The 23,808-nt window shown below is 68.3% G+C and carries 22 protein-coding genes; 13 read left to right on the forward strand and 9 right to left on the reverse strand.

Going from position 1 to position 23,808, the window contains the following annotated elements; translation table 11 throughout:
* Positions 1–13 precede the first annotated feature (13 nt).
* The 3 genes from ACOQPP_RS13825 to ACOQPP_RS13835 are packed head-to-tail and all read right to left on the reverse strand — an operon-like array spanning position 14 to position 2,485.
* Entirely contained in the window at positions 14–826 is an 813-nt protein-coding gene (locus ACOQPP_RS13825; protein WP_419165928.1) for a M23 family metallopeptidase, read from the reverse strand.
* Positions 823–1,710 (reverse strand): ParB/RepB/Spo0J family partition protein, encoded by an 888-nt coding sequence (locus ACOQPP_RS13830; protein ID WP_419165927.1) that lies wholly within the window; start codon positions 1,708–1,710, stop codon positions 823–825. Before ACOQPP_RS13830 ends, ACOQPP_RS13825 begins: the two co-directional genes overlap by 4 nt.
* The gene (locus tag ACOQPP_RS13835; protein WP_419165926.1) at positions 1,703–2,485 is read right to left on the reverse strand and encodes a ParA family protein; all 783 of its coding nucleotides are present in this window, start codon (positions 2,483–2,485) and stop codon (positions 1,703–1,705) included. The genes ACOQPP_RS13830 and ACOQPP_RS13835 overlap by 8 nt, the downstream gene beginning before the upstream one ends.
* 495 nt (positions 2,486–2,980) lie before the next feature.
* On the opposite strand from ACOQPP_RS13835, the gene pyrF reads away from it, so the two are divergent.
* The 3 genes from pyrF (at position 2,981) to ACOQPP_RS13850 (ending at position 5,689) form a co-directional block, all read left to right on the forward strand.
* Complete coding sequence (pyrF, locus tag ACOQPP_RS13840; RefSeq protein WP_419166163.1) at positions 2,981–3,700, forward strand: orotidine-5'-phosphate decarboxylase; 720 nt, start codon at positions 2,981–2,983, stop codon at positions 3,698–3,700.
* A 337-nt stretch (positions 3,701–4,037) separates the two neighbouring features.
* Positions 4,038–4,835, forward strand: coding sequence for an Fpg/Nei family DNA glycosylase (locus ACOQPP_RS13845; RefSeq protein WP_419165925.1), 798 nt, complete (start codon positions 4,038–4,040; stop codon positions 4,833–4,835).
* Positions 4,817–5,689, forward strand: coding sequence for a DUF1207 domain-containing protein (locus ACOQPP_RS13850; protein ID WP_419165924.1), 873 nt, complete (start codon positions 4,817–4,819; stop codon positions 5,687–5,689). Before ACOQPP_RS13845 ends, ACOQPP_RS13850 begins: the two co-directional genes overlap by 19 nt.
* Before the next feature lie 40 nt (positions 5,690–5,729).
* On the opposite strand, the gene yidC is transcribed toward ACOQPP_RS13850, so the two are convergent.
* From yidC to rpmH, 4 genes are read right to left on the reverse strand one after another with little or no spacing between them, the layout of a single operon-like run.
* Positions 5,730–7,445 (reverse strand): membrane protein insertase YidC, encoded by a 1,716-nt coding sequence (gene yidC / locus ACOQPP_RS13855; protein ID WP_419165923.1) that lies wholly within the window; start codon positions 7,443–7,445, stop codon positions 5,730–5,732.
* Positions 7,445–7,666: a membrane protein insertion efficiency factor YidD gene (yidD, locus tag ACOQPP_RS13860; protein ID WP_420636747.1), complete on the reverse strand. Its 222-nt coding sequence runs from the start codon at positions 7,664–7,666 to the stop codon at positions 7,445–7,447. The genes yidC and yidD overlap by 1 nt, the downstream gene beginning before the upstream one ends.
* Positions 7,654–8,061, reverse strand: a complete 408-nt coding sequence (locus tag ACOQPP_RS13865) for a ribonuclease P protein component (RefSeq protein WP_419165922.1) — start codon at positions 8,059–8,061, stop codon at positions 7,654–7,656. Before ACOQPP_RS13865 ends, yidD begins: the two co-directional genes overlap by 13 nt.
* Complete coding sequence (gene rpmH / locus ACOQPP_RS13870) at positions 8,027–8,200, reverse strand: 50S ribosomal protein L34 (protein WP_419165921.1); 174 nt, start codon at positions 8,198–8,200, stop codon at positions 8,027–8,029. The genes ACOQPP_RS13865 and rpmH overlap by 35 nt, the downstream gene beginning before the upstream one ends.
* Before the next feature lie 224 nt (positions 8,201–8,424).
* On the opposite strand from rpmH, the gene dnaA reads away from it, so the two are divergent.
* From dnaA to ACOQPP_RS13885, 3 genes are all read left to right on the forward strand, one after another.
* A complete protein-coding gene (gene dnaA, locus ACOQPP_RS13875) occupies positions 8,425–9,804 on the forward strand; it encodes a chromosomal replication initiator protein DnaA (protein ID WP_420636748.1) in 1,380 nt (459 codons plus the stop codon).
* A 282-nt stretch (positions 9,805–10,086) separates the two neighbouring features.
* Positions 10,087–11,214: a DNA polymerase III subunit beta gene (dnaN, locus tag ACOQPP_RS13880; protein ID WP_419165919.1), complete on the forward strand. Its 1,128-nt coding sequence runs from the start codon at positions 10,087–10,089 to the stop codon at positions 11,212–11,214.
* Positions 11,211–12,422, forward strand: a complete 1,212-nt coding sequence (locus ACOQPP_RS13885; RefSeq protein WP_420636855.1) for an MBL fold metallo-hydrolase — start codon at positions 11,211–11,213, stop codon at positions 12,420–12,422. The genes dnaN and ACOQPP_RS13885 overlap by 4 nt, the downstream gene beginning before the upstream one ends.
* A gap of 19 nt (positions 12,423–12,441) precedes the next feature.
* Here the strand turns inward: ACOQPP_RS13885 and ACOQPP_RS13890 are convergent, their stop codons facing one another.
* The gene (locus tag ACOQPP_RS13890; RefSeq protein ID WP_419165917.1) at positions 12,442–13,488 is read right to left on the reverse strand and encodes an A/G-specific adenine glycosylase; all 1,047 of its coding nucleotides are present in this window, start codon (positions 13,486–13,488) and stop codon (positions 12,442–12,444) included.
* A gap of 4 nt (positions 13,489–13,492) precedes the next feature.
* Positions 13,493–14,287, reverse strand: a complete 795-nt coding sequence (dapF, locus tag ACOQPP_RS13895) for a diaminopimelate epimerase (protein WP_419165916.1) — start codon at positions 14,285–14,287, stop codon at positions 13,493–13,495.
* Between the two features lie 377 nt (positions 14,288–14,664).
* On the opposite strand from dapF, the gene ACOQPP_RS13900 reads away from it, so the two are divergent.
* The 7 genes from ACOQPP_RS13900 (at position 14,665) to ACOQPP_RS13930 (ending at position 23,740) form a co-directional block, all read left to right on the forward strand.
* On the forward strand, positions 14,665–15,351 hold the full coding sequence (locus ACOQPP_RS13900; protein ID WP_419165915.1) for a DUF1707 SHOCT-like domain-containing protein: 687 nt from the start codon (positions 14,665–14,667) through the stop codon (positions 15,349–15,351).
* Between the two features lie 76 nt (positions 15,352–15,427).
* Positions 15,428–15,829: a glycine cleavage system protein GcvH gene (gene gcvH, locus ACOQPP_RS13905; protein ID WP_419165914.1), complete on the forward strand. Its 402-nt coding sequence runs from the start codon at positions 15,428–15,430 to the stop codon at positions 15,827–15,829.
* Between the two features lie 16 nt (positions 15,830–15,845).
* The gene (gene gcvP, locus ACOQPP_RS13910) at positions 15,846–18,737 is read left to right on the forward strand and encodes an aminomethyl-transferring glycine dehydrogenase (RefSeq protein WP_419165913.1); all 2,892 of its coding nucleotides are present in this window, start codon (positions 15,846–15,848) and stop codon (positions 18,735–18,737) included.
* A 59-nt stretch (positions 18,738–18,796) separates the two neighbouring features.
* Positions 18,797–19,489 (forward strand): metal-dependent hydrolase, encoded by a 693-nt coding sequence (locus ACOQPP_RS13915; protein ID WP_419165912.1) that lies wholly within the window; start codon positions 18,797–18,799, stop codon positions 19,487–19,489.
* Complete coding sequence (locus ACOQPP_RS13920) at positions 19,489–20,427, forward strand: lipoate--protein ligase family protein (RefSeq protein WP_419166160.1); 939 nt, start codon at positions 19,489–19,491, stop codon at positions 20,425–20,427. The genes ACOQPP_RS13915 and ACOQPP_RS13920 overlap by 1 nt, the downstream gene beginning before the upstream one ends.
* A 98-nt stretch (positions 20,428–20,525) precedes the next feature.
* Positions 20,526–21,212: a MotA/TolQ/ExbB proton channel family protein gene (locus ACOQPP_RS13925; protein WP_419165911.1), complete on the forward strand. Its 687-nt coding sequence runs from the start codon at positions 20,526–20,528 to the stop codon at positions 21,210–21,212.
* A gap of 182 nt (positions 21,213–21,394) precedes the next feature.
* The gene (locus ACOQPP_RS13930; protein WP_419165910.1) at positions 21,395–23,740 is read left to right on the forward strand and encodes a transglycosylase SLT domain-containing protein; all 2,346 of its coding nucleotides are present in this window, start codon (positions 21,395–21,397) and stop codon (positions 23,738–23,740) included.
* Positions 23,741–23,808: the final 68 nt, after the last annotated feature.

Consider the following 23,808-nt stretch of genomic DNA (forward strand, 5'->3'; position numbering starts at 1 on the left):
ATCGTCCCAATCCTCACTTCGGTTCCGTGTCCGTTCGGGCCCTGGCGCCACCCCGAACACTGTGGTCTGCGACCAGCGTAAGTGGATCCAGCAGCGCGCCGCTCCGCGCCAGCTCCAGATGCAGATGGGGCGCCGACGATCGCCCTGTGTTGCCCGTAAGGGCAATCACCTCGAGCCGCTCCACCTGGTCACCGGCGCCGACGAACAGCCAGGAGTTGTGCCCATACAATGACGTCAGCCCGTCGGCGTGCGCAATCCGGAGGAACTTTCCGTAGACAGGATCTTCCCCCGCTTCTTCGACAACCCCCGCCTGGATCGCCCGAACGTAGGATCCGGTGGGTACCGCTATATCCAGGCCCGTGTGCCCCTCCCCGGAAGCTTCCGGACGCGAACCGAACGTCCTCGTTATGAAGCCCCGCTGCGTGAGAGGCCAGGCGGGCGTCGCACCTTCGAGAGCCGGCGGCGACGGCACGGCCCGCGTGCCGGCTCCCACGATGTTCGCCGGCGGCGGGGCGGCCGGTCGCCCTTCCGTCACCGCGTCCTGCAGGAGGCCGAACCCTTCTTCCAGTTCGATCAGCCGACCCGCCAGGTCGTTGACCCGAGTGCGCTCGGCCACAAGCACCGCGAGCCGGGCCTCCAGCTCCGCGACTCGGGCCGCCTCGCTTCGTCCGGCGATGGACACCCCCAGCAGTACGCCGACCGCAACGATGGCGAGTATGGACCCCGACACCGTCAGGAGCACCTGCGCCGTTCCCAGCCGCAGGGTACGGAACCCGTGCCCGTCGCGACGGACGAACTGAAGCGTCCAGTCCTGCAACCGCATCATTCCCGCAACTCCGCAGCCAACCCCTCGCCTCCCATCAATTCAACCAGTCGCAGGAAATCTTCCGAGTCATGGAAGCGGACGACCACTTCGCCACCTCCGTCCGACCGGGTCCGGACCTGTACCTGGGTCCCGAAGCCGCGTTCCAGCTCTCGTTCGGCCCGCCGCAGGAAAGGATCGTGCGTCGCGCGACTTCGCTTGCCCGGTCGACGCTTTCGGGATGGTCGACCCCTCCGAACGCGGCGCTCCGTCTCGCGCACCGACCAGCCCTCCTCCACGGCCTCCACGGCCATCCGAGTCCGGGCTTCGGCGTCCGGGAGCGTCAGGAGCGCCCGGCCGTGGCCGGCGGACAACTGCCCGCCGGCGAGCAGCGTGAGCACGGGGGCGGGAAGCGCGAGCAGGCGAAGCGCGTTCGCGACCGTCGATCGATCCCGACCCACGTGGCGCCCCACCTCCTCCTGCGTAAGGCCGAACTCCTCCATCAGCTGTCGGTAGCCGCGAGCTTCCTCCAGGGCGGACAGGTCTTGCCGTTGAAGGTTCTCGACGAGGGCCACGACCAGCATCTGCTCATCGGTCAGCGACCGCACGATCGCTGGAACCGAATCCCAGCCAAGGCTTTCGATCGCCCGAAACCGTCGTTCCCCCACGACGATCTCGAAGCCGTCCGCCACGGCCCTCACGACGATCGGCTGGAGCAACCCGTTCTGTCGAATTGAGTCCGCAAGTTCGGCGAGCCGTTCCGCGTCGAACTCGCCGCGCGGCTGGAAAGGATTGGGACGCACGGCGTTAGTCGGAATCGAGGCGTCGCTCGTCGCGGGTTCGGCATCGAGGTTCTCGCCCAGGAGCGCGGCGAGTCCCTTCCCGAGGCGGCGGTCGCTCTTAGGCAATCTTCTCCTCCCGATGCCGATCGAGCAGCTCGCGCGCCAGGCTGAGGTATCCGCGGGCCCCGCTCGACAGGAGATCGTAGCTGGCAATCGGTTCGCCGAAGCTGGGCGCCTCGGCGAGCCGGATGTTCCGCGGGATCATCGTGTCGAAGACCTTGCCCCCGAAATACTCCCGCGCCTCGGCCGCCACCTGCTTGGCGAGGTTCAGCCTCGAGTCGTACATCGTCAGCAAGACCCCTTCGATCTCCAAGCCCGGATTGATCGCGCGCTGGACGAGCCGAACCGTGTTCAGCAGCTGGCTCAAGCCCTCGAGAGCGTAGAACTCGCACTGGATGGGAATCAGCACGGCGTCGGCTGCGGCCAGAGCGTTCAAGGTCAGCAAGCCGAGTGACGGGGGCGAATCGATGAGGATGTAGTCGTAGTCCTCGCGCAACACATCGACCTTCTCGCTCAGGATCTTCTGGCGGTCCGCCCGGTCGATCAACTCCACCTCGGCCCCGGTGAGATCCCGGCTCGCGGAGACGACCGACAGACAGGAAAAGTGCACTTCGTCTCGCACCGCAGCCCGCAACGGTTGCGCGGTGACGAGGCAGTCGTACACGGTCGGCGTATTGCCGTCCTTCCGGAGCCCCAGCCCGGACGTCGCGTTCCCCTGCGGATCGCAGTCGATGACAAGCGTCTTGCGCTCGGCGATCGCCAATGACGCACCCAGGTTGATGGCCGTGGTGGTCTTGCCGACCCCGCCCTTCTGATTGGCGATGGTGATCACTCGACCCACGACGAATCCGCTCCTCGCTCGATCCCGCGGCTGACCGATCGCCGCCGGATTATCGTAACATGGTGTTGCACAATTGGTTGCAAATGTAGTCCGGTTGTCGTCGCCGCCTCGATCGACGGATTCGACCGGGGTGAACGACGGGGGCTGCCGGACCACGATGCCGGCCCACAACCAATATACCTCCGTCTCCGGTTTATGCACGTTTCACGTGAAACGCTCCGGGCCGCCGTTTGCCCGGGGGCGGGGGACCGTGACGGTTCCGCCCGCGGCGGCCCACTTGCCCGTACCCGTTTGCCCGGGGGCGGGGGACCGTGACGCTGACCGGTACCTGTCCCGGGGAGTAACGTCCTGGTTTCGTGAGCTCGTTTCACGTGCAACGCCTCACGCTCTCCTCTTGCCCGTTCCGGTCGAGACGCAGAGCTTCGTCGTCCGACTCAGCCATGGTTCTGCGCTTGTCTGCGCCAACCAATCGTTGGAAAGAGGGAGAAGAAGAGAATCGTGCCGACAATCCCGACGAACGACCGCCTGATCCTGGCGCTCGACGTGCCGAGCGCGGATGAAGCGCGCGCCCTGGTCGACACGCTCGGCGGGACCGTTTCCTTCTACAAGATCGGTCTGGAACTCTTCCTGTCGGGCGCCTACTTCGACCTTGCCGACTGGTTGCGATCCCGGGAGAAGAGGGTCTTCGCCGACCTGAAGCTGTACGATGTACCCCAGACGGTGGGCTCCGCCGTCCGGCAGCTTCGGCGCAGAGACGTGGATTTCCTGACCGTACACGGCAACGACGCGATCCTCCGGGCCGCTTGTGACGCGGCGCGGGGGACCCTCGGCATCCTCGCCGTCACCGTGCTCACCAGCCTTGACCGGGCGGACATGGAAGATCTCGGCTTCAAGGCCGACATTCCGGCGGTTGCACGCTCCCGAGCGCGCCGCGCGCAGGCGATCGGTTGCGCCGGCGTAATCAGTTCCGGACACGAGGCCGCCAGGATCCGTGCGGTCGTAGCCGATGGTTTCCGCATCGTCGTTCCCGGAATTCGCCCCGCCAGCCATGCCGGCCACGACGATCAGAAGCGCACGGTGGACGTGGAGACGGCGTTCGAAGCCGGAGCGGACTACATCGTGATGGGGCGGCCCATCCGCAACGCGCCGGACCCGGTAGCGGCCGCCGTCGCCGTCCAGGATCGGATTGCGGCTCATTTTGCGCGTGACGGATGAGGCCCCCGTGGCTCGCGACGCAGCGACCTGCGTCTCACGTAACCCAATGTGTGATAAGGTGTTACAGGCGCGCGCCGTACCCATCCAAGACCCGGACCCGGCCACCCGTACGCACCCCGAAGTCGCTGGCTCCCTGCATCAGGCCCCGATGGTCGTTGACGGGCCGTTGCGACCCGGCCCGCAACTTGACCTTGTTCGTGGTCCTGGCGAGCCTGCGAGGTCCCGCTCCGGCCCCGGTGGTTCTGCCGCGGAGGTGAAACTTGAAGCAAGAGGCACTTTTGTCGCGTACGGGTGTAGACGCACTGACACCCGTATTGCCTACCGGAGCCGTAATGCGATGATAGAACTTCCCGACGTAGAGCGGATGATAGAGAGTATCGCCGGCTACACGACCGGCAAGACGATCTCGGCCATTCGCATCGACGATCCCAGCGTGGTGTCCCTCAAGCCCTGGATCGTACAGGATCACCTCGAGCGCCACGCGGTGGATTCCGTCGAGCGCCACGGCCGACACGTCGTCCTGAGGTTTCGTTCGGACTACAGTCTGGTCTTCAACATGGGAGACGACGGTCTCCTGCGACTGGAGTCCCAGACGGCGCCCCCCACCGAGAGAACCCGGATTCGGTTCCAGTTCGCGGCGGGCAGAGAACTCAGGTTCTCGTCGTCCGGGTCGCAGGGCGCCGTGGAGGCCGTCGCGGGAAGCGAGTTCGACGAGAACGGGGTGCTCGAGAGTCTGGGCGTCGATCCGCTGAGCGAAGACCTGACTGTCGAACGGTTCGAGAAGCTCGCGTCCGGCAACGCCCGATCGACCATCAAGGGATTTCTTCTGAACCAGAAGGCCATCGCCGGTATCGGTAACGATTACGCGGACGAGATCTGCTTCCAGGCCGGGGTGCGCCCCGACCTGCGGGTCGGCAGCCTGCGACCTGATCAGATTCAGCGCCTGCACCGTTACCTGAAGCGGGTGCTGCGGCGCGCCACGCTTCACTGGACTGCCGCGCACTCCGACCCGGGCTGGCTGATCAACTCCCGCCTCAACGGGAGTGGTTGCCCACGCTGCCGGCATGAGCTTACCTCTCTCCGGGTCACTGGCCGCAAGACCATAATCTGCCCGAGGTGCCAGCGGGCAGCCTGAAGATTCGTCTTTGGCGGCCGGGCAGTCGGGCGGGCGCGTCCTTCGCGCCCGCCCTCCTCTTTCTCGCGCCCGCGCTGTGCGGGTCGCTGTCCGCTCAGACCCATGGCGCGACCCGCGACCCGATCAGTGACCGCAACGGGCACCCGTTCCGAACCCCCGCCGGATCCCCGCTCGAGCCCGCGCATCGTATCGCATTCTACCGCAGCGTCCGCGACTCCGTCCGCGACGGAATCGCCTTGGCGGATATCGGAGATCGGCTCCAGTTCTGGATCCGGCGGGATCCGGACGGGTCCGTGGAGTGGGCGGGGGCGATTCACGGCGGGGCGTTCTCCCGTTTCGATCTCGCTGGGCCGGACCAGAGCCTGATCGAGGTCCACTACCGGATCGGAGCGCTACTGCGCGCCCGGCTGGGTGCGCTCGCCGCTCGCGCCGAGATCTATCACGTCAGCTCACACCTGGGGGACGAATTCCTCCTCGACACCGGCACGGAGCCCATCAGCACAAGTCGCGAGGGCCTCGAGGTGCTGGTCCAGGGATCCCCCCTGTCCGGCCTGACCATCTACGGCGGACCGGGACTGCTACTCCGGAGTTCCCGTGATCTGGAGCGCGTCTCGTTCCGGGCCGGCGCGGACTGGGAATCGTCCCGCCTCGCGCACGCGCGACTCTACGCTTCGCTGGAGCTTTTCGGTTGGGCCGAGCTCGGCTGGGAGCCCGCGCTCGCTGCCGAGGTGGGGGCCGCGCTCGGTCGAGGCACGAAGATCGGGTTCGGACTCGGGTTCGGCCCTTCGCGGGCAGAGCAGTTTTTCCGCAAGTCCGAGAGACTGTTGGGCCTCTCGATCTCCCACGTGCGCTGAAGCCCCGACCCCGCTGCGGCCCGTCCGGCAGCCGTAGTTGCTAGCTGTTCTTTCCGCTGGCGGCCGGCTGCGCCTTACGGCGTTCCCGCGACAGGTACAGCTGCTGGGGCAGCGAGGCGATGTTCGACGCCGTGTAGTAGAGGTTCAGCCCCGCCGCGAAACTGGCGAAGATGAAGGTGAAGACCACCGGGAGGACGTACGAGACCATCTTCATCTGCCCGCTTGTCTCCATGCCCCTCTGCGTGATCCAGGCGAGCAGCAGCATCGAACCACCCATCAGCGCCGGCACGATGAAGAGCGGGTCGCGAAGCGAAAGGTCGGCAAGCCACAGGAAGGGGGCGCCGCGAAATTCGATCGTATTCTGGAACACGAAGAAAAGGGTGATCAGGATCGGGAGCGGCACCATCATCGGGAGGCAGCCGCCCAGCGGGTTGACCCCGTGTTCCTTGTACAGTTTCATCTGCTCCTGCTGAAGCCGCTGCGGGTCGCTCTTGTACCGTTCCTGGAGCTGCTTGACCTCGGGCTGCATCGCCATCTGCTTCATCTGCTGCCGCATCGAGATCTGGTAGAGCGGGAACAGGACGATCCGGGACGCGACGCCGAAGAGGATCAGGACCCAGCCGTACGCGAGCGCGAACGACTCGTGCATCCAGATCAGCACGGCGACGATGAGATTCCCGAAGGGTCGGATGAACCACCGGAGCCAACTCCAGCCGTAGGGGTTCACATTGTGCAGTTCCTGCCCCACCGCCTGCAGTCGCTCGAAATCCTGCGGTCCAACGTACGCGACGTACGCGAACCCCTCGCTGCCCGCCGGCACGGGAAGCGTGGCCTGCATGACCGCGGCGTCCTCCTCGGCTATGCCCCGCAGGATGACCCCGCCGACGCCCGGGCTGTTCGGCGGCGTGACCAGGGCCGCCAGCCAGTACTTCGATTTTGACGCGACCCAGCTGAAGGGACCACCGGCCACGGGCACCGATTCGCCGTCGTCCACTCCACCGAGGCGCTCCGCCGATATCTGTCCGGACCGGCTCCGCGTGACGAGCGCCCGCGCCCGGCGATCCTCCTGCGGCACGGCCTCGTTCAGCTCGATCCCGCGCCCCAGCCCGATGAGCAGCGCATGCCCCACCTCGCCGAGTCCGCGCAGACCCCCGCTGGCTTCGATCCGATAGTCATCGGGTTGGAAGCGGTAGGTGACGTCGAACGTGACCTGGCCGACGGCGGCTTCGAACGTCACCTCCGCCGGCCCGTCCGTGACGTCCAGGCGCGTCGTGGAAGCGTCGAACACGACCGAAGCGAGCGACACGGTGTCCCCTCTGAGCGTGACGCCGTACGTCAGGATCGCGTCATCGAGTCGGATCAACTCCACGTTCGCTCCGAGGTGTCCACCCGACGCGAAGTTCTCGTACTCCAGCATCGTGGCGCCGACGAGCCGGGCTCCGCGGGTGTCGAATCGGTATTCGTACAGGTCGGAGCGGACGACGATCGTCTCGCCGGCCCGCGGTGCCGGTGCCTCTTCCCGGCCCGGGACCTCCATCTCCTCGGGTTCCGCGAGCGCGGCCGCCATTTCTTCCGCGGCCCTCTCCGCGCCCGAAGGCTCGGGCTCCACGCCGCCCGCGGGGGCTTGCACGATCGTTGTCGTCTCGTCCCCCGGCGCGCCGGGTTCGAGCGGGCGTTCGATGGGCGGGAAGATGACGTTCGAGAGGATCATGATCCCGATCATGAACGCTATGGCATAGAGCAGACGGCGTTCCATCAACGCTTCCGTGCTGGTACGGGATCGTGCCCGTACGATCCGAACGGCTGACAACGCAGGAGCCGGCGAACGACCAGATAGGACCCCTGCCCGGCCCCGAATCGCCTCAGCGAGGTGAGTGCGTACTCCGAACAGCTGGGCTCATATCGGCAACCCGGCGGTAGCCACGGCGAGACGACAAGTTGATAGGCGCGGATCGCGCCGATCATCACCGTGCGCATACGAACTCCGTGGCGTCCCTCAGGACTGCCTGCAGCTTCCGGTACGAGGCTTCATAGGCGGCCGGTTTCGCCCGCAGGATCACGTCCAGGTCAAGCCGCCGCGCCTCGAGCGTGGGCAGGAACTGAATCCGGGCGATCTCGAAGAGCCGGCGCCGCACGCGGTTGCGGGCGACCGCGGTTCGGCCATGGCGGGGCGTCACGATCCCTATTCGCGGGCGCCCGGCGGGAGATGAAGCGAAGAACACGTCAACGAGTCGGCCGCGGCTGCGTCGGCCCTCACGCATCGTGCGCCGTATGTCACGAGTTGTCCGCAGCCTCGCCGCACGCGGGAGGCGGAAGCCCCCCCGCGGACGCGCCGCACTAGCGGCTTCGTCGCTTGCGGCTGAACGCGTCACTGACCGTCAGTCGGCGGCGGCCCTTTCGGCGGCGGCGCGACAGGGTTCGACGCCCGGCCCTGGTCTTCATGCGGGCCCGAAACCCGTGATCGCGGACGCGCTTTCTGTTGGTCGGCTTGCTGTATGTGGGCTTCCCCATCGCAGATCACCCGTGGCTTTCGCGGTCGCTGCCCTCTCTTCGAGGTGAGCCCGGAAGTTTAGACGCGATGCCGGATAGTGTCAATTCGGGTGACGGCTGCTCCGGCGCGCGCGGATGGCCGTCCAACCCGGGAGGAGCTTTCCCGCTCGTTGACACCCGCCGCCGCGCTCGTCTAAGATGGGGCTTCCCATCCCACCGTCTTTTTTCTTTGCCAGCGCGACGCGATGGAGCTGACCGCACACGAGGCCTGGACCAAAATCCGCGCGTTCGCGCAGAGGCAGCTGCCCGAGCAAACCTACCGCACCTGGCTTGCTTCCACGGAGGCGGTCTCGCTCTCGGACGACACGCTCATCATCTCCGCGCCCACCAAGTTCGCCGTGGAGTGGGTGGAGGATAAGTACGGCGGCCTGCTCCGAGACATCGCCGAACGCGAACTCGGGGCGCGCCTGCGACTTCTATTCGAGCATCGCGGGGCGGAGGAGCGGATCGAGTTCCCCCACGTTTCAGACCCCTACCCGGTCAGCCTCGGCGCGCTCCTAGCTGCGGACCCGCCCCGGGCCGGCATTCCATCGGCCGCACCGCTCAACGAACGATACACCTTCGCGCGGTTCGTCATCGGCAGCAGCAACGAACTCGCGGCGGCGGCCTCCGATCGCGTGGGCGCAGCCCCGGCGACGACCTACAACCCCCTCTTCATCTGGGGAGGCACGGGGCTCGGCAAGACGCACCTGATGCACGCGATCGGAAACACGATCCTCGCACGCCTGCCGAACCATCACGTCGCCTACGTCCCCTCGGAACAGTTCACGAACGAGATGATCGACGCGATCCGGACGGGGCAGACAGCGCTCTTCCGTGAACGGTATCGGCGCATCGACGTGCTCCTCGTCGACGACGTTCACTTCATCGCGAACAAGGAGGGCACGCAGGAGGAGTTCTTCCACACGTTCAATGCGCTCTACGACGCGAAGAAGCAGATCGTCATCACAAGCGACCGGCCGCCGCAGGACATCCCGGGTCTTCAGGAACGGCTTGTCTCCCGCTTCGAGTGGGGCCTCGTCACGGACATTCAGCCGCCCGATCTGGAGACCCGCTCCGCCATCCTCCGCCAGAAGGCGCACGAAGACGGCATCGAGATCGAAGACGATGTCGTCGAGTACGTGGCGCGCAGTCGGCGGACCTCCGTCCGGCAACTCGAAGGCGCACTCATCAAACTCCTCGCCTTCAGCTCGCTGACGCGCCGCGAGATATCGCTCGACATGGCCCGGGACGCACTCGGTCCCGAAGTCCCCTGGCCCGAGGAAGAGCCCATCGAGATATCGCCGGAAGAAGTCCGTGAGCGCACCGCAGCCTTATGGGGGGTGTCCATCGATGCGCTGATGTCGAAGCGGCGCAACCGCACGATCACCGTCCCCAGGCAGGTGGCGATGTACCTCATCAAGACGCACCTGGACCTGGCCTATTCCGACATCGGCCACCTGTTCGGAGGAAGGAACCACTCCACCGTGATCCACTCGGTGAACAAGGTCGAGGCCGACATGGCCTCCGACGGCGTCCTTCGTACGCGCGTCCTGCAACTCCAAAAGGAGTTGTTCAAAACCTGATGCCCGGCCCGCCGAGAAGAGACCGAAGGATGTCGGAAACCACACCGGTTTCCGCCGCGCGTCTCGCAGGTGCAAGTCCCGACATCGGGATTTTCGGCGGAGCTTCGACGTCCATGCCGCATTGTCGACAGCTCGCGCATGCCCGTAAGACCGTCTGCCCCCGCGCATATCGGGGCGTTTTCGACACGTGGACGGGCCCTACTACTGCTACGTTGAGAGAGATATCATACGCACCCGTAGAACCAACGGTGGAAAACATCGAACCGGAATCCCGGAGTTGAGATGAGATTCTCCATCACTCGCGAGGCGCTTCAGAAAGGCCTTGGGGCGAGCGCATCCGCCGTCCCGACGCGCGCGGCGCTGCCCGTACTCTCGAACATCCTGATCCAGGCGGAGGATGACGCCGTTCGGCTCAGCGGCACGGACATGTCGGTCTTCGTCTCCCTCGGCGCACCCGCGGAGGTGGGAGAACCGGGTGTGGTGGCGCTGCCGGCCAGACAACTGGTGGAGATCGCGCGCGTCCTGGAGGATGCGCCGGTGAAGTTTTCGTCCTCCGGTCCCGGGGGCGCGGAGTCCGGAACTGGGGTCGATATCGCCTGTGGGCGCGGTCGGTTCACGCTCTATGGGCAGGCACCGGATGAGTTTCCGGACTTTCCGAAGATCGATTTCGGAGTGGCTTGGGAGATGTCGGCGGGGGAACTGCAGACGCTGATCGAAAAGACGAGTTTCGCGGTGTCGACGGAGGACAGCCGTCCAATTCTGAACGGGATGCTCTGGCAACTGCGCGCGGGTGAGACCGTGATGGTCGCGACGAACGGCCATCGGCTCGCGAAGATCACGCAGAAACTGAATGGCGGCGGGGTACCGACCGACATCGACCTGATCATCCCCCCGAGAGCTCTGAACCAGGTGCAGAAACTCTATCCGTCGGACGCCGTCCTGCAGGTCGCCAGATCGGATAACCATCTCGCGTTCCGGTCCGCCGGCCGCGAGGTGTTCACCTCCCTCATCGAAGGGCCGTATCCGAACTTCGACCAGGTCATCCCGAAGGACAACGACAAGGTAGCGACGGTGAACCGCGCTGCGCTCGAAACCGCAGTGCGGAGGGTGGCCGTGATGGCCGAAGACCCGACGAGACGCGTCCGCCTCTCCTTCACGAACGGCGGCCTCAACTTCAAGGTTCAGACCCCGGACCTCGGCGAGGCCGAGGACACGCTCTCACTCGATTACGAGGGAGAGGACATCGACATCGGGTTCAACGCCACGTACCTGCTCGAGGTCCTGCGGCACATGCCCGATGACGACGTGCGCATGACGTTCAAGGCGCCGGAACGCGCGGCGACCTTCCAGCCCGCCAGCGGCGAGCCGGATTATCTCTGCCTCGTGATGCCGCTGCGCATCCTCGACTGAGCGTCGACCCGGTCGTTCCGCGGCCCGCCGCAACGATCATCGTCGCGCGCCCGGCACCGCCTCACTTGGAACTCCTGCTCCTCCAGCGGCCCATGGAATCGAGGTTCGCGGCGGGGGCATACGTGTTCCCCGGCGGCGTGATCGAGGCGGACGATGCCTCACCGACGTGGGCGGGCAGGCTTCCGCCCGTGGGCGAGTCAACGGCGTGCGTGGCGGCTCTGCGCGAACTGTTCGAGGAGACGGGCATCCTCCCCGGATCCACGCAGCCGGGAGACCCGTCGGGCCTCGCGGAAGCGCGCCGGGCACTACTGGCGGACCAGACGAGGTTCTCTTGGCTCGCCGAGCGCATCCGGTGTCCGGCCGCTGGCGCCCGGCGCCCCGGGCTACGACGAGTTCCCTTGAGCCCCCTGCCTCCCGACCCGCACGTCGCCCGGCGCGGGGCGCACGTCACCGCGATCCGCGCTGACAACCCGGGCGCGCTGACGCTGACCGGCACGCAGACGTACGTCATCGGTGCCGAACCCCTCGTCGTGCTGGACCCCGGCCCGCGGGACGAGGCGCATCTCGGCCGCGTCGAAGCGGTTGTCGGCGGGAGGCGCGTGGCCGCCGTATGCCTCACGCACGCGCACGCCGACCACGCCGCAGCCGCGGCCGAAGCATCCAGGCGCTGGGGCGCACTCCGCGGCTCGGCCGTCACGCTGGGCCGACTGGGGCGGGGCGGCCGGCCGCTCGCGGACGACGAGGCGGTCGCGCTGGGCGGCGATCTCCGACTTCGCGCGCTGGCGACGCCGGGCCATTCGGCCGACCACCTCTGCTATCTCCTCGAACCGGAAGGCATCCTGTTCACCGGCGACCTCGTGCTGGGGGAGGGGAGCAGCATGATCGTCCATCCCGACGGCTCCGTCAGCGCCTGGCTCGCGAGTCTGGCTCGCCTCGCCGCGCTGCGTCCGACCCGGCTCCTGCCGGGTCACGGGCCCGCGGTGGATGACGCGTGGGCTCGGCTGGAGGCGTGTCGTGCCCACCGACTCGACCGCGTGGCTCTCGTGCGCGCCGCCCTCGGATCGGGCGCGCGTACACTCGAGCAGATCCGGGCAGCGGTCTACGGCGACCTGCCGGCGCCCCGCCACCGGGCCGCGCAACTCACGATCCGCGCCTACCTCTCCTACCTGGAGGAGGCGGGTGAGAAACCGCCGCCGATCCCCGGGTGAAGCGGTGGGGGATAGCGTCTCACGTGATCAGATCCCGGTCGATGAAGCGGCGCTGGTAGACGGGGAAGGCAAGGTCGGCCAGTTCCGTACGCCGGATCCAGCGGTGACGCAGCTCCGGCGGTATCTCGCCATCCATCCACGAGGCCCGATGGACTGCGAGCCGAAGCCGGAAGTGACTGAACGCGTGGCGCACGCTTCGGATCTCGTCACCGACGCGACAGACCAGTCCGAATCTCTCGCGGAGCCCCTCGGAGAGCGCCGTCCGGGGCGTGGCCGAGGGAGCGAGCGGAATCGACGGGAAATCCCACAGACCGCCCAGCAGCCCCTCGGCCGGTCGGCGCAGCACGAGGATGCGCCGGTCCCGTTGCACGACTGCGGCCGCCTCTACCCGTTCGGGCGGGGTCGCACGAGGGCGCAGCGGGGGACGCTGCGCCCTCGTCCCCCGCTGCCGGGCGAGGCAGCGCGGCGAAAGAGGGCACTCCTCGCAGCGCGGCCGCCGGGGTGTGCACACCGCGCTCCCGAGATCCATCAGCGCCTGGTTCACGGCGCCCGGCCGGTCGAGGGCGTCCCGCAGGAGGGCGCGCGCGGCGCGGTCGAGCGACGATGACGTCGGCGCCTCGAGGTCGTGGAGACGAGACAGCACGCGACGTGCGTTCCCGTCGATCGCGGGTTCCCGCCGACCGAACGCGAGGCTCGCCACCGCCCCCGCGGTATACGGACCGACCCCGGGGAGCCGCCGCAGTTCCGGCGCGGTGTCCGGAAGCCGGCTGCCGTACTCCGCAACCACGAGCCGCGCGGTCCGCCTCAGGTTGCGGGCCCGGGCGTAATAGCCGAGCCCCTCCCAGACCTTGAGGACCTCGTCCTCGTCCGCCGAGGCCAGGGCCTGCAGGTCCGGAAAGCGTTCCATGAAGCGGCGGTGGAAGGGGATGGCGGTTTCGAGCCTCGTCTGCTGTGCCATCACCTCGGCGACGAGGATCGCGTACGGGTCACCCTCGCCGCGCCAGGGGACGTCACGCCGCCGCCGGTCGAACCAGCCCAGGAGCGCCGTCGTGATCCCGGGCCGCACCGGCTCAGGGCATCGGTTCGGGGAAGACACCATCGAAGACGAACACGGCGGGTCCTGTCAGGTGCATCCGCCCGGCAGCGAGGAATTCCACCGCGAGCACCGCGCCGGATCGAACCACGAGTTCGACGCGCTCTCCGGCTTCACCCGCGTTCCGCAGCGCGAAAGCCACCGCCATGCAACCACTACCGCAGGCCTGCGTCTCCGCCTCGACGCCGCGTTCGAAGGTGCGGATGAAGGTGGCCCCGTCGGCGCGCGCGACGAGGTGAACGTTTACGCCGCCATCACCAGGCGCCTCCAGCCAGCGGAGAGACCGGCAGACGGCCTCGAAATCCTCCACCTCGACGGAGGGTACCGGGACCACGAGGTGCGCGGTGCCCATGCGCACGAGCCAGGCGTCGCGGTTCTCCTTCCCGACCGCTGCCCGCACTTCCCGCTCCACACGCGCATCGAGCGCATACTCGAGCGCGACGCCGTCGGCCCGCACTCTGGCCACGATCTCTCCGTCGTCCGTCACCAGCATGTGGTCGGCCGGGGCCAGGCCGCGGTCCACCGCGTAGCGGGCCGCGCAACGCGACCCGTTGCCGCAGGTGGAGAACTCCGAGCCGTCGGGGTTGAAGAAGCGGAGGCGGACCAGTTCCTCGCTCAGGCTGCGAACCGTGATCAGTCCATCCACCCCGACGCCCGACGCCCGCGGGCAGAGGACTGCGGCCAGCGTTCCGACATCCCGGAGTCCCAACTCCTCGCCGCGCACGATGACGAAATCGTTGCCGGCCCCGCTGTACTTGCTGAATAGCGGCATCTCAACCGTGAGGTGGAGTACAAAAAGAGAACCGGCCGCGAGCGTGAAGCCCGCGGCCGGCTCTGTCTTGTCCGAAACCTGACTCGACGCGACGCCGGCGAGGCACCGCAAGCTTCAGGTCGGCGCATGTCTCGAGCGCCACCGGTTCAGGACCGGTTACGCTGCCTCGAGGCGATCGCTGCCCATGCCGAGTCAGACCCGGTTCTACACCCTTCAGACACTGGATCACCTCCTTTCAGAAGTTCACGATAGGGCACCAAAAACGAACAACAAAGCGCATGATGCCGCGTGCGGGGCGAAGCTGCAAGTTTGTCGTCTTGCCGAGGCATCCGCGCGACGCGAGGATCACCCCGACTACGCTGCGGCGAGGGGGGACGATGACGAACAGGGATGGGACGGACGCCGGACCTCCGGCCAGATCGCCGTCACCCGGGGAACGGCAGGCGATGGTGGAACGGCTGAGCGCGCACTTCGCGCGCGACGCCATCAGCGCCACGGAGCTGGAGCGCCGGCTCGACATTGCGTACGCCGCCCGCACCCCGGGCGAACTCGTCGCTCTGGAGCGGGACCTCCCGCCGCTGCAGCGGGAAACCCGCCCGGTCGCCCCCGCTCCCCGCCCCTCCACGTCCGTCGATCCGTCCCGACCCGCCCAGAAGAGCGACCTCATCGTCTCGGTGTGGGGCACGACCGAGCGCAAGGGAAGCTGGGTCCCGCCCCGCACGCTCACCGCCGTAAGCGTGATGGGCGGCACGGACCTCGATTTCCGCCAGGCGGCGTTCGCGACGGTCGAGGTCTCCGTCCGACTCTTCGCGCTGATGGGAGGCGTGCATATCGTCGTCCCGCCGGGCGTCCGCGTGGAATGGGGTGGGCTCGCGCTGATGGGGGGCGTGACCATGCCCGAACCGAGCACTCCGCCGGCACGGGACGCACCGGTGATCCGGATCAGCGGCCTCGTCTGCATGGGCGGCGTGGACATCGTGGAACGCCTGCCCGGCGAGAGCGCCCGAGACGCGCGGAAACGCCTCAGGATGGCGAGGAAAGCACGCCGCGGGCAGCTTCCTTGACGCCCGGCTCGCGGCTCGGGTATTCTCCCCGTCGCCGCCCCCCATACCGCCCGGTCCGAACCACGCGAGGGACGAAATGACGGACATCCCGGAAGACCTCAGGTACACGCCAGAGCACGAGTACGTGCGCGAATCAGATGTGGAAGGTGAGGTCTTCATCGGGATCACCGACTATGCCCAGGGCGAGCTGGGGGACGTGGTATACGTGGAACTCCCGGCGCCCGGCGAGGAGTTCGGACAGATGGAGGCTTTCGGGACCGTCGAAGCCGTGAAGACGGTTTCCGAACTCTTCTGCCCCGCGGCTGGAGAGGTCGTGGCCGTGAACGACGCTCTGGAGACCGATCCCGCGCTCGTCAACAGTGACCCTTACGGCGAGGGCTGGATGATCCGCCTCGCGACGGACTCGACGTTCGAGTTCGACGACCTTCTCACCGCCGAGCAGTACGCCGCGCTCGTCGCCGACGCCGACGAGGGCTGACGGTACGCTTCTGAACATGCAGCTCGAGATGGAACCTGTCGGCGAGTTCGCCGGGCGCCACATCGGACCCGCGGCCGCGGACATCGAGAAGATGCTGGATGTCGTCGGCGTGGCGAGCATGGGCGAGCTCGTCGACCAGACGGTGCCCGAAATGATCCGCCTCGGACGCGACCTCGAGCTCCCCGAGGCGGTGAGCGAGAGAAGGCTCCTCGATCGGGCCGCGGAACTCGCGCGCCTCAACCGGCCCCACAGGTCCTATCTCGGGCTGGGATACCACGGGACCCTGACGCCCGGCGTCATCCTCCGCAACATCATGGAGAACCCCGGCTGGTACACGCAGTACACACCGTATCAGGCCGAGATCTCGCAGGGGCGGCTCGAGGCGCTGCTCAACTTCCAGACCATGGTGATCGACCTCACCGGCCTCCCGATCGCGAACGCTTCGCTGCTGGACGAGGGAACCGCCGCGGCGGAAGCGATGCTCATGCTCTGGGCCGCCCGGGGACGCGGCGACAGGAACGTGTTTCTCGTCTCCGAGGCCTGTCACCCCCAGACGGTCCAGGTGGTCAGGGGCCGTGCCCGTCCGCTGGGCATCGAGGTGCGGCTCTTCCGGCAGGGAGACCTCGAACTCGATAGCCCGGGGGTGGCGTTCGGCGCCCTCCTCCAGTATCCGACGACCGAGGGCGCGGCCGTGAACTACCGCGGCCTGTGTGAGGCACTTCACGAGCACGGTGCCGGAGTCGTCGTCGCGGCAGACCTGCTCGCCCTGGCGTTGCTCGCCCCGCCCGGCGAGTTTGGCGCGGATATCGCTGTCGGCAACTCGCAGCGCTTCGGGGTCCCCATGGGCTACGGCGGCCCGCACGCCGCGTATCTTGCCGTGACCGACGCGTTCAAGAGGAAGCTGCCGGGGCGCATCATCGGAGTCTCGATCGACGCGGATGGGAACCCGGCCCTGCGGATGGCCCTCCAGACGCGGGAGCAGCACATTCGCCGCGAGAAGGCCACGTCGAACATCTGCACGGCCCAGGTGCTGCTCGCGATCATGGCGGGCATGTACGCCGTGTACCACGGGCCGGCAGGCATGCGGGCGATCGCGACGCGGGTCCGGAAGTTGACGTGGGCGCTCGCGAGGGGGCTGGAGCGGCTCGGCCACACGATCGTGCACGAGCACTTCTTCGACACGCTGCAGGTCATCCCCTCGGGCTTCACGTCGGCCGACATCCTGTCCCGCGCGCTCGAGCGCCGCATCAACCTGCGGGATTTCGAGGACGGGACGGTGGGGATCACGCTCGACGAGACGGTCCGCGGCGAGGATATCGACGATCTGCTCGCCGTCTTCCGGGGTGAGAGTGGACCCGAACTGACGGCGGCGGCGGTTGTGTCCGAGGCGCCGGAGCCCGCCTATCCCGCCAACCTCGCGCGCACCTCGGGCTACCTGGAGCACCCGGTCTTCAACCGGCATCACTCCGAGACCGAGATGCTGCGCTACATCCACCGCCTGGAGACGCGCGACCTGTCGCTCAACACGAGCATGATCCCGCTCGGTTCGTGCACGATGAAGCTCAACGCCACTTCGGAGATGATCCCGGTCACGTGGCCGGAGTTCGGCTCACTCCACCCCTTCGCGCCCGTCGAGCAGGCGGAGGGCTACCGGCGCCTGTTCGACGAACTCGAGGGCTGGCTGTGCGAGATGAGCGGACTTCCCGCGTGCTCGCTCCAGCCCAACTCCGGGGCACAGGGCGAATACACCGGCCTGCTCGTCATCGCGGCCCGGCACGAGGACCGTGGGGAGGAGTACCGGGATGTCTGCCTGATCCCGTCCTCGGCCCACGGCACGAACCCGGCGAGCGCGGTCATGGCGGGGATGAAGGTCGTCGTCGTCAAGTGCGACGAAGACGGTAATATCGACGTGGAGGACCTGCGCGCGAAGGCTGCGCGGCACGCGGACCGGCTGGCGGCGACGATGATCACGTATCCGTCCACGCACGGCGTGTTCGAGTCCGCGATCCGGGAGGTCACGGACATCGTCCACGAGCACGGAGGGCTCGTGTATCTGGACGGCGCCAACCTGAACGCCCAGGTGGGCCTCTGCCGACCGGGCGACTACGGGGCCGACGTCATCCACATCAACCTCCACAAGACGTTCGCCATTCCGCACGGAGGCGGCGGTCCCGGAATGGGCCCGATCTGCGTGACCGAGGAGCTGGCGCCCTATCTGCCCGGACACCCGCTCGTCGATGTGGGCGGCGAGTCCGCGATCCCGGCGGTATCGTCGGCGCCCTGGGGCAGCGCTTCGATCCTCCTCATCTCGTGGGCCTACGTCGCCATGCTGGGCCGCGACGGCGTCCGCGCGGCGACGGAGGTTGCGGTGCTCAACGCGAACTACATGGCGACGCGGCTCAGCGAGCACTTCGATGTCCTGTACCGCGGCGAGAACGGGCGCGTGGCCCACGAGTTCATTCTCGACACGCGGCCCCTTCGTCGCGGGACGGGCGTGACGGACGAGGACGTGGCGAAGCGGCTCATGGACTACGGATTCCACGCCCCCACGATGTCGTTCCCGGTGGCGGGCACGATCATGATCGAGCCCACCGAGAGCGAGTCGAAGCGGGAACTGGACCGGCTCGTGGACGCCCTCATCTCGATCCGCGGCGAGATTCGGCAAATCGAACTGGGGATCTGGGACAAGGCGGACAACCCGCTGAAGAATGCCCCCCATACCGCCGCCATGGTCGCGGGCGACGAGTGGGACCACGCCTACGCCCGGCAGGCGGCGGCCTATCCGGCCCCGTCCACGCGCGAATGGAAGTTCTGGCCGCCCGTGCGGCGGGTGAACAACGCCCACGGCGACCGGAATCTCGTGTGCGCCTGTCCGCCCCTGGAGAGCTACGAGACGGTAGAGGCATAGGACTCGTCAGTGCGGCCGGCCCCCCCGGGCCGGTCGGCGCAAAAACGGAGGGAGCCGAGATGGCGAGACTCGTATTCCACGGCCAGAGCTGCTTCGAGATCGAGACGGCGGACGGAACGCGGATCCTCATCGATCCCTTCCTGACCGACAACCCCATCGCCGACGTCGGCCCGGAACACTTCACGGACCGGCTGGACTATCTCCTGCTGACGCACGGGCACGGCGACCACATCGCGGACACGTGGGAGATCCTCAAGGCGACGAATGCGCAGCTGATCGCCACCTACGAGATCGTGTCCTACGCGGGAGAGGTGCAGGGGCACGAGAACGGGCATCCCATGCACATCGGGGGCGCGCACGAGTTCCCGTTCGGGCGCGTCAAGCTCACCGTGGCGATCCACGGCGGGAAGATCGATGCGCCGGGCGCGGAGGGGTACACGACAATCCCCGCCGGCATCCTGCTCACCGTGGACGGGATGCGGGTGTACCATGCCGGCGACACGGGGCTCACGATGGACATGCAGCTGCTGAACGGCGAGGTGGACATCGCGCTGGTGCCGATCGGCGACAACTTCACCATGGGCCCCGAGGACGCGGCCCGCGCGATCCACATGATCCAGCCCCGGATCGCGATCCCCCACCACTACGACACGTGGGAGCTGATCGCCGTCGATCCGGCCAGGTTCGTGGACGGGGTGGGCGACGCCGCGGAAGTCGTCATCCTGAAGCCCGGAGAGGCGCTGGAACTGTGATGGGCCGGGGCGGGCGGCCATCCCGCGGGGGGCCGGCCTGCGTCGTGCTGCCCCATGCCGTGGCGGACGGCGCGCGGAACATGGCGCTCGACGAGTCAATGCTGGAGTACGCCGCCGCCGGCCGGACGCTGCTGCGCTTCTATGGATGGGATCCCTGGTGCGTGTCGCTGGGCCGCAACCAGCCGGCGCCCGCGCGCCTGCTCGGGAAGGCCCCGGGCGACATCCGCCCGGGGGTGGATGCCGTCCGGCGGCCGACGGGCGGCCGGTCGGTCTTCCACGGCCCCGAGATCACGTACGCCTTCGCCTGTCCGGATCGGGCGTGGGGAGGGCCGAAGGCGGTGCTGCGGAGCCTCCATCGGGCGCTCGCGGAAGGGCTGCGGGCGCTCGGCGTCCCCGTCGACGATCTGCCGCGGGACGACGCGCCGACGCCCGGTACGGCGGGGCCGATTGCGCTTTCGGCGGCGGCTTGTTTCCGTGAACCCGCCCCGGGCGAACTCACCGTCGGCGGCCGCAAGCTGGTGGGAAGCGCTCAGCGCCGCCGCCGCGGGGCGCTGCTCCAGCACGGCTCCATTTTGCTGGAGGATCGGCAGAAGCTGGCGGACCTCGATGGACCGGAGGCGCTGGCGGACCCGGCGGCGGACCCGGTGGGGGAGGCCGGGGGGCGACCGTCGATCGGCCTGGGAGAGGCGCTCTCGCCTGCCCCGGATGCCGAGACCATCATCCGACGCCTCGAGGCCGGTATGGCCCGGGCGTTCGGGGCACCGGCGCCCCCCGGGGACATCGTGGGGGTGTCGGCTACGCTGGACCGGATGGCGGCATCGTACGAGGGGCTCCATCGATCGGCCGCCTGGCTCTGGCGCCGCGAGCAGCGTGCCGTCGCGCGGCGCCGGGCCCCATCGCCTCTCGACCCGTCGGCGTCCCGCTTGACGGTCCCATAGACCGGATCTAGCTTGGGTTCCGCTCCGCCTCCGGCGCCTCCGCGCGCCCGGTCGGCCGCGCTGTGGAAAAAGGATCAACCTTACCCGGGAGGCCCACCTTGATCGCGTCGATACTCTGGTTTCAGGAGACACTCACGCTGGGTGAGGGCCAGTCGCTCAACCTTGCCGACATCTGGGTGGCGGGGGGTTGGATGATGTGGCCGCTCGGCGCGGCCCTGGCGATCGGAGTCCTCATCATCCTCTGGAAGCTGGTCGACCTGCAGTTGAAGGCCTCCAAGAACAAGAAGGTTCTCCGAGACGCCGACGAGATGATCGCCGGCGGGAACCTCGGCGCGGCCCTCGATCTCTGCAACGAATCGGGCGCCCCCGCCGCGACCGTCCTCCAGGCGGGTCTCTCCCGACATGAGGAAGGGACGGAGCGGGCGACCCAGGCGATCGAGAACGCCGGCGCCATCCAGGTAGCGGGCCTCGAAAAGGGCCTCGTCTGGCTCGCGACGCTCTCCAACGTGGCACCGCTCCTCGGCTTCCTCGGGACCGTGATCGGGATGATCATGGCTTTCCAGGCCATCGAGATCGCGGGTGAGGTGGAAGCCACGCTGGTCGCGGGCGGGATCAAGGTCGCGCTCATCACGACCGCGACCGGTCTGACGATCGCGATTCCGATCAACATCTTCCACAACTACTTCGTCACGATGATCGACCGCCTCGTGATCGAGATGGAAGAGAGCGCCCAGCGTCTCATCGATGCACTGCACGAGCGCGAGGCTCACCAGGCCGCCGGCTGATCGTCCACGCGCCCTCGGGGGCGCAACCGAGGCCGGCTTCAAAGAGGCGGCCCGCCACTCCGGCGGGCCGCTTTCTTTTTTTTGGTCCTTGCATCGAGGGCGGAGGGCGACGGAAATTGTGGGTCGGGCTCGCTGGCCCGTGGGTTGTCGGGGTGGGGAAGTTGGTGGAAGGAGGCCTGTCTGTGAGCGTGTTCCTGCGTGTGTTTCTCCGCGGCCCCGGGTTGGGGTCGCTCCTGCTGTTGTCCCTCGCACCGGGCGTTGCCGCGCAGAACGGGGGCGACGGGGCCCAGTCCGCCTTTCCGCGAGGCGACGCCATCCTCGAGCGAGCGAGCGCTCTCCTCGATGCGCAGATGCCGGTCTCCGCGTCCACGCTGCTGGCGCGTGAACTTGCGGTGGGCGAGGTGCAGGGGGACGAGGCTTTGCTGTTGGCGGCGAGAGCCTTTGCGGGTCAGCGCGCGTGGGCTTCCGTGCGGCGGCTCCTTGTAGAAGACGCCGTCTCGGCCCCGTCCGCGCGGTCGCAGGCCACACTTCTCCTGGCGCGCGCGTACGCCGGGCTGGACAGCGCAGGCCGGGCCGCCGAGCAATACCGCGCGTACCTGCGAGCCGTCGATGGGACGCCTCCGCCGGCCGCGCGCGTTGAGTTCGCCCGGGTGTCGGGCGACCTGGCCCGGTGGTCCGAGGCGGCGGAGCAATTCGCGCTCGCCGAGCGCGAACACCCGGATCTGGCGCCGTGGCTGCGGCTCTCCCGTCTCTACGCCCTCGCCGAGGGGGACGACCGCGCCGCGTTTGCGCTTGCCGACTCGATCGTCATCGCGGGCCGGGTGTCCGCCGACTCCGCGCTGCTCCGCGCCGCGCGCCTGGCATTCCGGCTCGAGGACCCGGAGCGCGGGGTCACGCTGGCGCGCCGCGCGGGCCGCCGCGTCCGCACCGCGCTCGCCGCCCGGCACCTCGGCCCGCACTTCCTGACGATCGGGGACACCGCATCGGCCCGGTCGGCCGTTGCGGACGCGATCGCTGCGGGACCGTACACGTCGGAGACGGGTCCCGCGCTCCTGCACCTGTCGCGCTCCTGGCGGACGCTCCGCGATGTCGGCCGCTCGGACAGCCGGGCCGGCCGGCACGCCCGCGCCTCCGAATATCTGTCCGAGGCGCTCGAACTCGCGCCGGAGGACGAGCGGCCCGCCATCGCGGAGTCGCTCGCGGGAGCGTACCTGGCGCTGGGCGACCCGAGCCGGGCGGCCCGGGCGCTGGGACCGTGGATCGACGATCCTGCCTCGGCGACGAGCCCCCGCGCGTCGCTCTGGATGCTGGCGAACCGCATCTACACCGCGCTCGGCCGCCCGGACGCGGCCGCGCGGGCCCAGGAGACCGCCGCGAGGGGCAGGGGAGAGGTCGCGGCCCGCGCGGCCTATCTGATCGCGGACCTGCAGCACGATGACGGCCGGCCCGATGCCGCGGCCGAGGGGTTTGAGCGCTCCTTCGGCGCGTTCCCCGGGTCGAACTACGGGGCGCGGTCACTCGAGAGGCTCGCGTTGCTCTCGTATCACGCGGCCCGCTACGAAGAAGCGCGATCGCACCTTGCCGAGTATCGGAACCGCTATCCGGAGGGTGCCTGGGCGCAGGGCGCCACCTACTGGAGCGGAAGGGTCGCGGAGGTCCTCGGCGATACCGCGTCTGCGCGGTCGTTCTACCGCCGCGTCGTCGGGTACGATCCGTTCGACTACTACGCCATCCTCGCGGCGCCCCGAATCGGATCGAACCATTGGGAGGCGGTTACCCTCGGAGACCCGGACCCGTTTCCTCCGCTCGACGGGGTCCACGCGGCCGCCATCGAACGGATGGGGATCCTGCGGGAACTCGGTTGGCACGACCGGGCGCGCCGGGAGTACCGGCGGGCGCGGGATCGGGGGCCGTCCACCTACGGATCCGTCCTCGTCTTCGCGCACGCGTTGAACGCGGCGGGCTGGACGCGGGAAGGGATCGGGCAGGGCTGGCGCGCCCACGCGCTTCGGGGCCGATGGAGCCGGCCGCTCCTCGAGGCCATCTATCCGCTTCCCTTCCGGGAGGCCCTCGTCGCCGCGGCTGAGCGCAACGGCCTCTCGCCGCACTTCGTGGCCGGCCTCTCGCGGCGCGAGTCGATGTTCGACCCCGAGATCCGGTCGGTCGCCAACGCCATCGGCCTGATGCAACTGCTGCCGGAGACGGCGCGAAACGTGGCCTCGCGGGCCGGCCTGCCCGGATACCACCGCGGCCAGATCACGGTCCCGCAGGTCAATCTGATGCTCGGCACGCGATACCTGGCGGACGTGCTCGACCGCTACGAGCGCTTCGACATCGCCGGCATGATCTCCTACAACGCCGGCCCGCTCCGCTACGCCCGGTGGCGTGATTTCCCCGAGTTCGCGGACACGGAACAACTCGTCGAACGAATCCCCTACCGGGAGACGCGCGAGTACGTGCGGGCGGTCACCGAACTGTCCGGGATCTACCGTTTCCTCTATCCGGAACTCGCCACGGACGGACGCTGATCCGCGCGTCGGATCACCGTTCGCGACCGTCCCGTTGCAGCGTGTTGACGCTTTCGGACCGCTCGCAT

The sequence above is a fragment of the Candidatus Palauibacter sp. genome (assembly GCF_965222475.1).
Classification (GTDB): Bacteria; Gemmatimonadota; Gemmatimonadetes; order Palauibacterales; family Palauibacteraceae; genus Palauibacter.